11 protein-coding genes and 1 pseudogene are annotated in these 12,504 nt (G+C 70.6%); 9 read left to right on the top strand and 3 right to left on the bottom strand.

From position 1 onward, the window contains the following. Nucleotides 1-14 precede the first annotated feature (14 nt). The 4 genes from FHS34_RS15590 (at nt 15) to FHS34_RS15575 (ending at nt 3,474) form a co-directional block, all read left to right on the top strand. On the top strand, nt 15-1,319 hold the full coding sequence (locus tag FHS34_RS15590) for a replication initiator (protein ID WP_184966325.1): 1,305 nt from the start codon (nt 15-17) through the stop codon (nt 1,317-1,319). Beyond that, nucleotides 1,312-1,551 carry a helix-turn-helix transcriptional regulator gene (locus FHS34_RS15585; protein ID WP_184965499.1) on the top strand — a complete coding sequence of 80 codons (240 nt, stop codon included), beginning with the start codon at nt 1,312-1,314 and terminating at the stop codon, nt 1,549-1,551. Before FHS34_RS15590 ends, FHS34_RS15585 begins: the two co-directional genes overlap by 8 nt. Next, entirely contained in the window at nt 1,551-2,768 is a 1,218-nt protein-coding gene (locus FHS34_RS15580; RefSeq protein ID WP_184965497.1) for a tyrosine-type recombinase/integrase, read from the top strand. Before FHS34_RS15585 ends, FHS34_RS15580 begins: the two co-directional genes overlap by 1 nt. 541 nt (nt 2,769-3,309) lie before the next feature. Beyond that, a complete protein-coding gene (locus FHS34_RS15575) occupies nt 3,310-3,474 on the top strand; it encodes a hypothetical protein (RefSeq protein ID WP_184965495.1) in 165 nt (54 codons plus the stop codon). 136 nt (nt 3,475-3,610) lie between these two features. Here FHS34_RS15575 and FHS34_RS15570 read toward each other — a convergent pair whose 3' ends face one another. Beyond that, complete coding sequence (locus tag FHS34_RS15570; protein WP_184965493.1) at nt 3,611-4,372, bottom strand: phosphoglyceromutase; 762 nt, start codon at nt 4,370-4,372, stop codon at nt 3,611-3,613. A 191-nt stretch (nt 4,373-4,563) separates the two neighbouring features. Here FHS34_RS15570 and FHS34_RS15565 point away from each other — a divergent pair, with 191 nt between their 5' ends. The 4 genes from FHS34_RS15565 to FHS34_RS15550 all read left to right on the top strand — a co-directional run bounded on the left by FHS34_RS15565 (nt 4,564) and on the right by FHS34_RS15550 (nt 10,366). Then, nucleotides 4,564-6,291, top strand: a complete 1,728-nt coding sequence (locus tag FHS34_RS15565; protein ID WP_184965491.1) for a stealth family protein — start codon at nt 4,564-4,566, stop codon at nt 6,289-6,291. Between the two features lie 12 nt (nt 6,292-6,303). Further along, nucleotides 6,304-8,385 carry a stealth family protein gene (locus FHS34_RS42585; RefSeq protein ID WP_225817478.1) on the top strand — a complete coding sequence of 694 codons (2,082 nt, stop codon included), beginning with the start codon at nt 6,304-6,306 and terminating at the stop codon, nt 8,383-8,385. 90 nt (nt 8,386-8,475) lie between these two features. Continuing rightward, nucleotides 8,476-9,798 carry an MDR family MFS transporter gene (locus FHS34_RS15555; RefSeq protein WP_184965490.1) on the top strand — a complete coding sequence of 441 codons (1,323 nt, stop codon included), beginning with the start codon at nt 8,476-8,478 and terminating at the stop codon, nt 9,796-9,798. A gap of 94 nt (nt 9,799-9,892) precedes the next feature. Further along, nucleotides 9,893-10,366 (top strand): carboxymuconolactone decarboxylase family protein, encoded by a 474-nt coding sequence (locus FHS34_RS15550; RefSeq protein ID WP_184965488.1) that lies wholly within the window; start codon nt 9,893-9,895, stop codon nt 10,364-10,366. A 16-nt stretch (nt 10,367-10,382) separates the two neighbouring features. Here the strand turns inward: FHS34_RS15550 and FHS34_RS15545 are convergent, their stop codons facing one another. Continuing rightward, nucleotides 10,383-10,808, bottom strand: coding sequence for a DUF2000 family protein (locus FHS34_RS15545; RefSeq protein WP_372478572.1), 426 nt, complete (start codon nt 10,806-10,808; stop codon nt 10,383-10,385). Nucleotides 10,809-10,857: 49 nt separating this feature from the next. Between FHS34_RS15545 and FHS34_RS15540 the strand changes: the two genes are divergently transcribed. Further along, nucleotides 10,858-11,655, top strand: a complete 798-nt coding sequence (locus tag FHS34_RS15540) for a helix-turn-helix transcriptional regulator (RefSeq protein ID WP_184965484.1) — start codon at nt 10,858-10,860, stop codon at nt 11,653-11,655. Here FHS34_RS15540 and FHS34_RS15535 read toward each other — a convergent pair. After that, nucleotides 11,634-12,407 (bottom strand): annotated as a pseudogene (locus tag FHS34_RS15535) (hypothetical protein); the annotation flags it as partial. The gene FHS34_RS15540 and the pseudogene FHS34_RS15535 overlap by 22 nt on opposite strands. Between the last annotated feature and the right edge of the window lie 97 nt (nt 12,408-12,504).

The raw sequence follows: 12,504 nt of genomic DNA, 5'->3' as shown, positions 1-12,504 counted from the left end.
CGGAACTCGCAAGGCTGGCCGAAGGCGGCACCCTGCCCGGTATCCTCCGGCAGCTCTCCGGGCTCGGCGGCTGCACCAACCCGATCCGCCTCGACGGCCACCGCACCGAGTACGACATCGACACCACCACCGGCGAGATCGGTCGCGTCCTGCACCACCTCGACTCGACCGCCCTCCCGGCCGGCCAACTCCTCGTCCGCTGCAACAACCGCCGCACCACCCGCTGCCCGGCCTGCGCCGAGGTCTACCGCCGCGACACCTTCCACCTCATCACCGCCGGACTGCGCGGCGGCAAGGGCACCCCGGAACATGTCGCCGCCCACCCCCGCGTCTTCGCCACCTTCACCGCCCCCGGCTTCGGCCCGGTCCACAACCGCCGCACCGACGGCCGCCCCTGCCGCTGCGGCACCCACCACGACCAGGACGACGACGCCCTTGGTACCCCGCTCGACCCGGACACCTACGACTACGAAGCGGCCGTCCTCTGGAACGCCCACGCCGGGCAGCTCTGGCGGCGCTTCTCCGTCTACCTGCGCCGAGAGGTCGCCAAGCGCGCGGGCCTGACACAGCGGCGATTCCGCGAGCACGCGCGCGTGTCGTTCGCCAAGGTCGCCGAATACCAAAAACGCGGAGCCGTCCACTTCCATGCGGTCATCCGCCTCGACGGCCCCAGCGGCGGGGACACCCCGCCCCCGGCCTGGGCAACGGCCGAACTCCTCACCGACGCCATCGAGGCCGCCGCTGCCAAGGTCCGCATCGACGGCCCGGTCATCGACGGCCGCGCCCACACCTTCACCTTCGGCCGACAGCTCGACGTCCGCACCATCCGCTCCGCCGACTTCAACGACGGCCAGGAACTCACCGAGCGGGCCGTAGCGGCGTACATCGCCAAGTACGCCACCAAAGGCGCCGAGACCGCGACGGGCGCCCTCGACCGCCCGCTGAAGTTCGCCGCCGAACTCGCCCAGCTCGACATCAGCGACCACGCTCGCCGCCTCATCCGAACCGCCTGGACCCTCGGCGCACGCAAAGACCTGGAACACCTCCGCCTGCGCGCCTGGGCCCACATGCTCGGCTTCCGCGGCCACTTCTCCACCAAGTCCCGCCGCTACTCCACCACCCTCCGCGCCCTCCGCGACGCCCGAGCCGAATGGCGCCGGGTACAGGCGGCGGCAGCGACCAACGGGCCCGAGACCGAGACGACGTACGTCCTCGCCCACTGGGTCTTCGCCGGCACTGGCCTGTCCGACACCGAAGCCTGGCTTGCCGCATCCCTCGAACCCGCCCCCGGAACGGAAGGAGAGCCCACGCATGGCTGATCGACGCCGTGCCTCTGTCGAAGTAGCCCCGGCACCGCGCGCCCTGCCCACGCGGTTCCTGACTCCTGACGACCTGGTGGAGATGTTCGAGCTGCCCAGTGTCGAGACGGTCTACCAGTGGCGCCGTAAGCGCACCGGTCCTCGGGGCTTCCGGGTCGGCCGGCACCTGCGGTTCGATCCGGACGACGTACGCGCCTGGGTGGAGTCCCAGATCAAGGGGGCCGCTGCCTGATGGCCGGACACATCCAAGACCGCTGGTACAAGGAAGAGAAGGGACCGGACGGCAAGACTCGCAAGGTCAAGACCGAGCGCTATGGCACGGGCATGCGCTACCGCGCCCGCTACGTCGGCCCGGACGGCACCGAGAAGTCCAAGAGCTTCCCCGACCGTCAGAAGCGGCTTGCTGAACAGTGGCTCTCGCAGACTGAGGCAGACATGGCGCGGGGGCAGTACATCGACCCCCGTGCGGCTCGGATCACCTTCCAGCAGTACGCCGAGAAGTGGGTCACCCACGCACCGGACCCGAATACCCAGGCCTCGATGGAGTCGCAGCTCCGGTTGCACGCCTATCCCTACCTGGGGTCGCGCCCTCTCGGGTCCTTCCAGCCCGCTCACATCCGCGACTGGGTGCGGCAGCTTCAGGAGAACGGCGTCCGTGGCTCGTACGCCCGGACGATCTACTCCAACGTGCGTGCCGTCCTGAGCGCGGCCGTGGACGACGGGCACCTTCCCCGGAACCCGTGCGCCGCCCGCTCGGTCCGTCCACCGGCTGTGGACAACAAGCGCGTCGTGCCCTGGACGCCGGAACGGGTCTTCGCCGTCCGGGCCGGCATGCCCGAGCGCTACCAAGCCATGGTCGACCTGGGCGGCGGCTGCGGCCTTCGACAGGGCGAGATCCTGGGCGTGGCCGTCGACGCGATCGACTTCGAGTCGGACACCCTCCACGTGGTCCAGCAGCTCAAGCTGAGCCGCAGCAAGCCGGTATTCGCCCCACCGAAGGGTGGCAAGCTCCGGGACGTACCGCTTCCCGGCCCAGTCGCTGACGCCCTTCGGGCCCACATGAAGCGGTTCCCTCCGGTCGAGATCACCTTGCCGTGGAAGGTGGCGGACGGGCCTCCGGTGACCAAGCGGCTGATCTTCACCGGGCCGCGCGGCGGGCACGTCTGGCGTACGTCGCTCAACGAAGAGGCGTGGAAGCGGGCGCTTGCCTCGGCTGGGGTGATCCCTGAGCGGGAGCCTGGCGAGCCGTACGCCGAGTCCCGCGAGAACGGCATGCACGCACTCCGTCACTTCTACGCCTCGGTGCTCCTGGACGCCGGAGAGAACATCAAGGCCCTCGCCGAGTACCTCGGCCACTCGGACCCGGGTCTGACCCTACGCGTGTACGCGCATCTCATGCCGTCCAGCCAGGAGCGGACCCGCAAGGCAATTACGGCGATCTTCGGCTGATCTGAAATCTTCAACCGTGAATACACGCCCCCCAAATTCACGGGACATGATTCGACGCCTGGAAGATTCCAAATCACCAGCCGTGAAAATGTGCGCCCCTCAAATTCGCGGGACATGATTCGATGCCTGGAAGATTTGAAATCACCAGCCGTGAAAATGTCCGCCCCTCAAATTCACGGGACATGATTCAACGCATGTCATCCGCCCGGTCGGGCGGCCGCCCGACCGGCCACCCACCTGCACGGTCGGCCGCCCGGCCGCCCGGCCGGGAGACACCGCGTTAGCGAATGAAGCGAGGCGAACGGTGGTTACAGGCGACGGCTACCGATATCCATCCAGACTTCCGCTCCTACGCACTGGAAGAACGGCAACAGGGCCCTAAGCTGCAGCGTTTGGAGGTACGGCGCTGGACGTCTATTGTCCATTGCGTCGCAGCGGAATCAAGAGGGGCCACCCACGGCAATGAGCGGCCCCTCGCTCCGTCGGCACATATTGTCCAACCTGCTACGGAGGAACCATGTGTCAACCGGATAAGGCCATAGTGCCACGTAACGGCCTACGCATCGAGCTGATCCCACGTGAGCCTGACAGCATCAGCCTCGGCGTCGGTGGCACGCTTCTGGCCCTGGCGGAGGGAGGCGCACCGATCATCGCCATCCCGGCCGGCTTCCTGCTGTCGTTCAGGGTGCGGTTCAGCCGCATCTGAGACCACGGCCCAAAGGCGCCAGGGCCGACTACGGCCCTGCCGTCTCTGTCCACCCACGGCCCAGAGACGGCCCAGAGGCAGCGAAAAGCCCCCTCCCAGCGGAGAACCCGCAGGTAGGGGGCTTACTCGTGGGCGCTTACTTCTTCTTGCCCTGGTTCTTGACCGCCTCGATCGCGGCCGCGGCCGCCTCCGGGTCGAGGTACTTGCCGCCCGAGGTCAGCGGCTTGAAGTCGGCGTCCAGCTCGTAGTAGAGCGGGATGCCCGTCGGGATGTTCAGGCCCGCGATGTCGGCGTCGGAGATGCCGTCGAGGTGCTTGACCAGGGCGCGCAGGCTGTTGCCGTGCGCGGCGACCAGGACCGTGCGGCCGGTCAGGAGGTCGGGGACGATCGAGTCGTACCAGTACGGGAGCATCCGGATGACGACGTCCTTGAGGCACTCCGTCCGCGGGCGCAGCTCCGGCGGGATCGTCGCGTAGCGCGCGTCGTGGGCCTGGGAGAACTCGGAGTCGTCCGACAGCGGCGGGGGCGGGGTGTCGTACGAGCGGCGCCAGAGCATGAACTGCTCCTCGCCGAACTCGGCGAGCGTCGCCGCCTTGTCCTTGCCCTGGAGGGCACCGTAGTGGCGCTCGTTCAGGCGCCAGGAGCGGTGGACCGGGATCCAGTGGCGGTCGGCGGCCTCCAGCGCCAGCTGGGCCGTGCGGATCGCGCGCTTCTGCAGGGACGTGTGGACCACGTCGGGCAGGAGGTCGGCGTCCTTCAGGAGCTCGCCGCCGCGGACTGCCTCCTTCTCGCCCTTCTCGTTCAGGTTCACGTCCACCCAGCCGGTGAACAGGTTCTTCGCGTTCCACTCGCTCTCGCCGTGGCGGAGGAGGATCAGCTTGTACGGTGCGTCGGCCATAGTCTTGAGCCTACCTAACGAACCTGAGGGCCGCGCCGCGCGTGTGGGCCCTGACACACCTGACGGCAGAAGGCCTGTTCACTCACTGGCCCCTGCACCAAAATCGGGTTAACTCATGTACAACCTTTCAGAACATACATCTGTCTGGTAGTCGCCAGTAGATCAGGCAGCAGGGAAGAGGAGCACTGAACGTGACCGTGCGTTCCTTTGCGCGGCGGATGCGACCGCGAGTCGAGCGGAAGGCCGCCGAGCGGGTGTGGCAGCTGCGTACCATGCGGCGGCGCCGCAAGGCAGCGGTCACGGACCCGGTACTGCGCCCGGTGGCGGTGCGCGGCCAGCAGTTCTACGGCCGCGTCGTCGACCGGTTCACCGCGGCCGAGGCAGCCGCCTCCAACCTTGATCTCGTGATCGCCGCACTGGAGCAGGAGGGCATCTCCTACTTCCTGGTGCCGCCGTCGCGGACCCGCTACACGGTCGGCGTGAACGTCGTCGACCGGGAGCGCTTCCTCGCCGCCCTGGAGGCCCGCAACGCCGGTACGGCCGTGTTCATCGGCCGGCCCCTGCCCGGCGGCCAGCTCAAGCACCCGGCGCTGTTCCTGGACGGCGTCCTGCCCGCCCAGCTGCGCACGGCCCCCGTGCTGCGCGTCGGCGAGAACTTCCTCGGCCCCGCCGGCCAGCTGCTCTCCGGTCCGGAGCTGGCCTGCGACATCGAGTTCTGGGAGGACGGCGCGGCGCTGCTCGCCTCCGCCGAGGGGCCCGCGCGCCTGGCCAAGGTGCAGCCGCAGGCCTCGGAGGACGTCTTCGCCGAGTCCCTTGTCACGCCCCGCAACAACGGCGTGACGGACGTGCTGCCGGCGAGCGAGCAGAAGCCCGCCACCGTGCGGGTCGGCGACCGGGAGGTGCCGAGCTTCCTCGCGCTCACCCTGCCGACCGTGAACCGGGTCACCTTCCCCGTCGACGTCGTCTACACCTGGGTCGACGGCGAGGAGCCGGAGATGCGGGCCAAGCGGGCCCGGTACCAGGGCGACGGCATCGCCGAGATCCTGGACAAGGAGACCAACGCCTCCCGCTACACCAGCCACGACGAGCTGAAGTACTCGCTGCGCTCGCTCGCGATGTACGCCGACTTCGTGCGGCACATCTACATCGTGACCGACGGTCAGAAGCCGCACTGGCTCGACGACTCCGTCGAGGGCATCACGGTCGTCGACCACCGCGACATCTTCCCCGAGGGCGTGCTGCCCGTCTTCAACTCGCACGCGATCGAGACCCGGCTGCACCATATTCCGGGCCTGTCCGAGCACTACCTGTACTTCAACGACGACGTGTTCGTCGGCCGCCGGGTCACCCCGGAGCACTTCTTCTTCGGCAGCGGCCTGATGAAGATCCCGGTCTCCCCGCTCAAGATCGGCATAGGCAAGCCGCACTCGGAGGAGACCGCGACCAACTCCGCCAGCAAGAACGTGCGTCAGCTGCTGCTGGACAAGTTCGGCCGGATGACGACGAACAACTTCATGCACACCCCGCTGCCGCAGCAGCGCGCGGCGCTGGAGGCGCTGGAGGAGCTGTTCCCGGAGGACGTCAAGCGCACGACCGCGTCCCGGTTCCGCTCGCCGCAGGACATCGCCATGACGGCGCCGCTGCTGTACCAGTACGCGCTGATGACCGGCCACGGTGTGCCCGGCAAGTTCAGCTTCCGGTACGTCAACATCAGCCGGCCGGACGCCGACCGGCGCCTGACGGACCTGCGCCGCAACCGCCGCTTCGACTTCTTCTGCCTCAACGACGTCGACGTGCCGCCGGAGGAGCGTGAGCAGGTCAGCGTCCGGATGCACGAGTTCCTCGAGAACTACTTCCCCTTCCCGAGCCCCTTCGAGAAGCAGGGACCGGCCTCCGGCTCCTCCGAGACGCAGAACTGACGGGCCACGGTCATGGCCATCGACATCCGCCACCGGCTCGCGGCGGCGCCGCCCGGCCTGCGGGCCGCCCGGAACCTCCTGCTGCGCCTGCGGCTGTGGCTGTCGGCCCGGCTCTGGGCGCTGCGCGTGGCTCCGGCCCGCCGCCGGCTGCGCTCCGCCGTCCCGGGGCTGCGTCCCACGGGCCGCGGCCCGGCGCGGCTGTACGGGCTCACGGTCACCGGATACACCTCCACTGACGCCGCCGCGGCCGATCTGGAGCAGGTGTGCGCCGTGCTGGAGGCGGCCGCCGTCCCGTACTTCCTGGTCCCCGCCGAGCAGGGGCCCGGGGTGCCGCGGCCGGTGGTCGGGGTGGAGGAGTCGTACCGTGGCGCGGTCCTCGGCCGCGCCCGGCAGCACTTCGCCCGCGGCGCCGAGTTCGTCGGCGCGGTGGGTCCGGACGGTGCCGTGACACGGGCCGTGCTGTGGGCCGACGGGCGGCTGCCGCGGGCGCTGCGCGGGGCGCCGGTCCTGCGGACCGGTGTGGTGCGGCTGGGGCCCCAGGGGCAGGTGCTCTCCGGTCTGGAGTCGGGCTGCGACATCGAGTTCTGGCGGTACGGCCGGGACCTGGGCGCGGAGCCCGCGTATCTCACCGTGCCCGGCACCCGGCTGCAGGACGACTTCGGCCCGGCCCTGGTCGCCCCGCGCCGCAATGCCGTCTCGGAGGTGCTGCCGGCGACCGCCTGGCAGCCCGCCGCGGTGGCGGGCCAGCGGCCGGCGACGGTGCCGGGGCAGCGCCTGGACACGGTGCCCGGGCAGCCGCCGGCCGTCACGGTCACAGGGCAGCAGGCCGAAGCGGTCGCCGGTGAGCAGGCCGAGGCGATCGCCGGGCAGCAGGCCGAAGAAGGCGCCGGACAGCAGGCCGGCGTGGTCGCCGGGCGGCAGGCCGACGCGGTCGCCGGGCAGCGGCCGGCCACGCCGGTGGAACAGCGGCCGGCGGCGGTCACGGGGCCGCTGCGCGGTGTGCCGACGTTCGCGGCGTTCGCCGAGCCCGGCATCGACCAGGTGTGCTTCCCCGTGGACGCCGTCTACACCTGGGTCGACGGTGACGACCCGGTGCTGGCCGCGAAGCGCCGCGCCCACCAGGCGGTCTCCGACAACGTCATAGCCCCGCGTGAGACCGGCGCCTCCCGCTACACCAGTCACGACGAACTGAAGTACGCGTTGCGGTCGCTGGAGATGTACGCCGGATTCGTCCGGCACATCTACCTGGTGACGGACTCCCAGACACCGGCCTGGCTGGACCCGGACGCGGCGGGCCTGACGGTCGTCGACCACCGGGACATCCTCCCGGCGGACGCGCTGCCCGTCTTCAACTCGCACGCGATCGAGAGCCGGCTGCACCACATACCGGGCCTGTCGGAGCAGTACCTCTACTTCAACGACGACGTCTTCATCAACCGCCCGGTGCGGGCCGAGCACTTCTTCCACGGCAGCGGCATCGCCCGGATCCCGTTCTCCCCGCTCAAGCTCGGGGTCGGCGCCCCGCACCCGCTGGAGCCGGCGCCGAACTCCGCCGGGAAGAACACCCGCGAGGTGATCCGGCGCTTCCACGGCAGGTACATCACACACAAGTCGCTGCACACCCCGCACCCGCAACTGCTGTCGGTCATGCGGGAGATGGAGGACCTCGGCATCGAGGAGCTCCAGCGCACGTCGTACTCGCGCTTCCGGTCCACCGCCGACGTCGCCCCGGCGTCCACGCTGCACCATCACTGGGCGATCGCGACGGGCCGCGCCGTGCCGGCCGACTACAGCTTCCGGTACGTGCAGCTGGGCACGCCCGACATGCGGCGCCGGCTGGCCCGGCTCGCGGCCGGCGAGGACGTGGACTTCTTCTGCCTCAACGACGTGGACACCGATCCGAAGGACCGGGCGGCGGCTCAGGCCGCCATCCACGCCTTCCTCGAGCGCAGGTTCCCGTTCCCGAGCCGCTTCGAGCGGGTCCCGGCGACCGCCGCGCGGGCGGCCGGGCCGCGCGAGGTCTCCGGGCGCCGTCCGGCCGGGCGTGGTGCGGGGCGGCGGGCCCAGCCGGCACAGGCGCAGCACGTCGATTGACGCTCCCTGCTAATTGAGTGGCGTCGCGGAGCTCCGCATTTGTAAGTTGTGGCCGCTGCTTGAGCCACTTACAGACGTGGGGGATCGTCGATGTCGCCAGCCCGTGTGAGACGTGCCGTCCGGGAGTCCGTCTCCGGGCTCCCGCGGGAGTTCTGGTGGCTGTGGACCAGCACCCTCGTCAACCGGCTGGGTGCCTTCGTGGCCACGTTCATGGCCCTCTACCTCACGCTCGACCGCGGCTACTCCGCCTCGTACGCCGGGCTCGTCGCCTCCCTGCACGGGCTCGGCGGGGTCGTGTCCTCGCTGGGCGCCGGGGTGATGGCCGACCGGCTCGGCAGGCGGCCCACGCTCCTGATCGCGCAGACCTCCACCGCCGTGTCCGTCGCCGTGCTCGGCTTCATGACCGGCCCGGCCGCCATCGCCGCCGTCGCCTTCGTCGTCGGCATGGCCTCCAACGCCTCCCGGCCGGCCGTGCAGGCGATGATGGCCGACATCGTCCGCCCCGAGGACCGGGTGCGCGCCTTCTCGCTCAACTACTGGGCCATCAACCTCGGTTTCGCCGTCTCCTCCATGGCCGCCGGGTTCATCGCCGAGGTCAGCTATCGCGCCGGTTTCCTGATCGAGGCCGGGATGACCCTGGTCTGCGCGCTCGTCGTCTTCGCCAAGCTGCCGGAGTCCCGGCCCACGGCCGCGGCCAGGCAGGAGGATGCGGACGTCAGCCTGGTCACGGTGCTGCGGGACGGGCGGTACATGGCTGTCGTCGGGCTGTCCTTCCTCGTCGCCGTGGTCTTCCAGCAGGGCTCGGTCGGGCTGCCGGTGGCCATGGGGCGGGCCGGGTTCTCCCCCGCCGACTACGGCCTGGCCATCGCCGTCAACGGCATCCTGATCGTCGCGCTCCAGCTCCCCGTCACCCGTTTCATCGAGCACCGCGACCCGCGCACGCTCCTGGTCGTCTCCTCGGTCCTGGCCGGGTACGGCTTCGGGCTGACCGCGTTCGCCGGGTCGGTCGGTGTCTTCATGCTGACCGTGTGCGTGTGGACCCTCGCCGAGATCGTCAACGCCCCGACCCAGACCAGCCTCGTCGTCCGCCTCTCCCCGGTGCACGGCCGCGGGCGCTACCAGGGCATGTTCACCCTGTCCTGGTCCGCCGCCGCCCTGATCGCCCCGCTGATGTCGGGCGCGGTCATCGACCGTGTCGGCGCGGAGTGGCTGTGGGGCATGTGCGCGGCGGTCGGCACGGTGGCCGGCTTCGGCTACGGCCTCCTCATGCGCCGACTGCCCCCGGAGCACCCGGCCGCGGCACCGGCCACAGCCCCGGAACAGGCACCGGCCACAGCCCCGGAACAGACCCCGGAGCAGGCGGACACGGGGGCCAAGGTCCCCACCGCCCAGACCGCCGGCGGCACCGCCTGACGGACGTGACCCAGGTCACTTCCACCGGTGTCACATCTCCCCGCTCCCCCGCGTCAATGAGGTGCAAGCAGCCGCAACCACACAGGAGCAGGTCATGGACGCTCGGCTCAACCTCTTCACCGTCCCCGTCGCCCAGAAGGTCTTCAAGCACCTCAACGCGGCGGGCAAGGCGATCGCGGACTCCACGCTGCCGGCCGCCACCCAGGAGCTGGTGAAGATCCGTGCCAGCCAGATCAACGGGTGCGGGTTCTGCACCGACATGCACACCAAGGACGCCACCGCGGCCGGAGAGACCGCCACCCGGCTGCACCTGGTCGCGGCCTGGCGCGAGGCCACCGTGTTCACCGAGGCCGAGCGGGCCGCCCTGGAGCTGACCGAGCAGGCCACCCGGATCGCCGACGCGGCCGGCGGGGTCACCGACGAGGCGTGGGCGGACGCCGCCAAGCACTACGACGAGGAGCAGCTCGCCGCCCTGGTGGGCATCATCGCCGTGATCAACGCCTACAACCGGGTCAACGTCATCGTCCGCCAGCCCGCCGGCGACTACGTGCCCGGCATGTTCGGCTGAGGCGGGACGGGCCGGCTCACGGGTGCATCCGCGCGCCCTTGAGCACCTTGTCCACGCCGCTCCGCGGGCCGTACACCGCCAGCCCCACCAGGTCCAGGTCGGCTGTCGGTACGGCCCGCACGGCCGCGCGGTTGTCGCGGTCGTTGCCCGTGGCGAACAGGTCCGCCGTGAACACCGCACAGGGCAGGGCCCGGTTCAGTGCCCTGCCGTGGGCCGCCTTCAGGGTCTCCTTGGTGCCCTCGAAGACCAGCACCGGCTGCCGGAACATCGGCAGGTAGGACACGCCGTCCGCGTCCTCGTACCGCTCTCCGGTCACCTCGGGGACCGTCGTGCCGAGGCCGCTGACCAGGAACGCGGTGACGTTCAGCCGCTGCCAGGGCTCCAGGTCCTCGCGCAGCAGTACGGCGATCTTCGTGTCGAAACGGATCGGTTCAGTGCTCATGGAACGAGACTGCCGACCGCCGTACGCGCCCGTCTTGTACGTTCTTTGCATGGCCGCCCGGCAGGAAGTCACCGCGTGGCGTCCCCGTGTCGCGGGCATCACGGAGGTCTTCCACGCCCGCTTCACCGAGTACGCCTACCCGATGCACGTCCACGACGCCTGGACGCTGCTCATCGTGGACGCCGGGGCCGTGCGGTACGACCTGGACCGGCACGAGCACGGCACCCCGCACGACGCCGTGTCGCTGCTGCCGCCGCACGTGCCGCACAACGGTTCGCCGGCCACGCCGGGCGGCTTCCGCAAGCGGGTCGTCTACCTCGACGGCAGCCTGCTGGGCGACGAGCTGATCGGTCCGGCCGTGGACACGCCCGATCTGCGGGACCCCGTGCTCCGGCTGCGCGTCGGGAAGCTGCACTCCGCCCTCGCCCTCGCCGGTGACGAGCTGGAGGCGGAGAGCAGGCTGACGCTCGTCGCGGAGCGGCTGCGGGGGCATCTGCGGCGCCGCACCGAGGCACCGCACCGGTTCCGGGACCCGGTGGTCGCCCGTGAGCTGCGGGAGTTGCTGGACGCGCGGGTCGTCGAGGGCGTCTCGCTGGAGGAGGCCGCCGGACTGCTGGGTGCCCATCCGGCGCACCTGGTGCGGGCGTTCAGCGGTGCGTACGGCATCGCCCCGCACCAGTACCTCATGTCGCGGCGGGTCGGCCGCGCCCGGCGGCTGCTGCTGGACGGGGTGCCGCCGGGCGAGGTGGCGCCGGTGACCGGGTTCTACGACCAGGCCCATCTCACCCGGCACTTCAAGAGGCTGGTCGGGGTCACCCCGGGGCGCTACCGGAGCAGGGTGCGCTGAGCCTCGTGCAGGTTGCGCGGGCGCACGGCGTCCGTGGTGCCGTACAGCTCCAGGCGGGAGTGCAGGTCGCCGGTGAAGTCGGGGACGTCGGTCTGGTCGAACTCCCTGACCTCGTTCACTCCCACCGTGGCCGAGTACGGGGCCAGGCCGTCGATCCTCATCAGGCCCGCCCGGCCGTTGGTGACCCGGATGTTCCAGTGGGTGAACCGGGCGCCGAAGAGCGGGCCGGCACTGGCGTCCCCGCCGTGCCGGCCGTTGTTGTTCACGGTGATGTCGGTGCGGACGTCGGCGAAAGGCAGCCCGCGGTGGCTGTCGAAGGTGCCCATCCGCATGTCGCCGCGCGACCAGACGTTGCAGGAGGACAGGCCCTCGACGTTGATGCCGTGCAGCTGGGTGCCCGCGGGCGCGGGGACCGTGCGCTCCTCGATGGTGAAGTCCTCGATCAGGTTGTCGTGGGAGCCCTCGCGGCAGAAGTACGGGTGGTGCGAGCCCCGGCCCGCGACCCGGGTGCGGCGCAGGGTGCAGGCGGAGGCGGCGACCAGGCCGAAGCCGTTGCCGACGTGCCGGACCGTGACGTCGTCCACCCAGCAGTCGTAGGCGCACTGCAGGACGACACCGTTGTGGCCCTTGTCGAGGAGGTGGGGCGACTGCGGGGCCTCGACCGCCTCCAGGGTCAGGCCCTCGACGCCCGATCCGGTCAGCTCCCCCACGTGCGTGGTCAGCCGGGGGTCCCACTCCGGGCGGACGTCCAGCGTCACGGAACTGGACAAGAAGGTCGACCAGTTGCCGACCAAGAAGGAACTGGCCGACGCCCTGCGGGCGTTCGCCGACGAACTCGACCGCGGCGGC

It is taken from the genome of Streptomyces echinatus, assembly GCF_014203595.1.
GTDB lineage: Bacteria > Actinomycetota > Actinomycetes > Streptomycetales > Streptomycetaceae > Streptomyces > Streptomyces echinatus.
The sequence above is the reverse complement of the archived record's forward strand: the minus strand, read 5'-3'. Positions and strand labels throughout refer to the sequence as shown.

Excerpts from the sequence above, each read along its gene's own strand:
- FHS34_RS15585 (WP_184965499.1), top strand. The coding sequence starts at position 1,312 with ATGGCTGATCGACGCCGTGCCTCTGTCGAAGTAGCCCCGGCACCGCGC.
- FHS34_RS15580 (WP_184965497.1), top strand. The coding sequence starts at position 1,551 with ATGGCCGGACACATCCAAGACCGCTGGTACAAGGAAGAGAAGGGACCG.
- FHS34_RS15570 (WP_184965493.1), bottom strand. The coding sequence starts at position 4,372 with ATGGCCGACGCACCGTACAAGCTGATCCTCCTCCGCCACGGCGAGAGC.
- FHS34_RS42585 (WP_225817478.1), top strand. The coding sequence starts at position 6,304 with ATGGCCATCGACATCCGCCACCGGCTCGCGGCGGCGCCGCCCGGCCTG.
- FHS34_RS15555 (WP_184965490.1), top strand. The coding sequence starts at position 8,476 with ATGTCGCCAGCCCGTGTGAGACGTGCCGTCCGGGAGTCCGTCTCCGGG.
- FHS34_RS15550 (WP_184965488.1), top strand. The coding sequence starts at position 9,893 with ATGGACGCTCGGCTCAACCTCTTCACCGTCCCCGTCGCCCAGAAGGTC.
- FHS34_RS15545 (WP_372478572.1), bottom strand. The coding sequence starts at position 10,808 with ATGAGCACTGAACCGATCCGTTTCGACACGAAGATCGCCGTACTGCTG.
- FHS34_RS15540 (WP_184965484.1), top strand. The coding sequence starts at position 10,858 with ATGGCCGCCCGGCAGGAAGTCACCGCGTGGCGTCCCCGTGTCGCGGGC.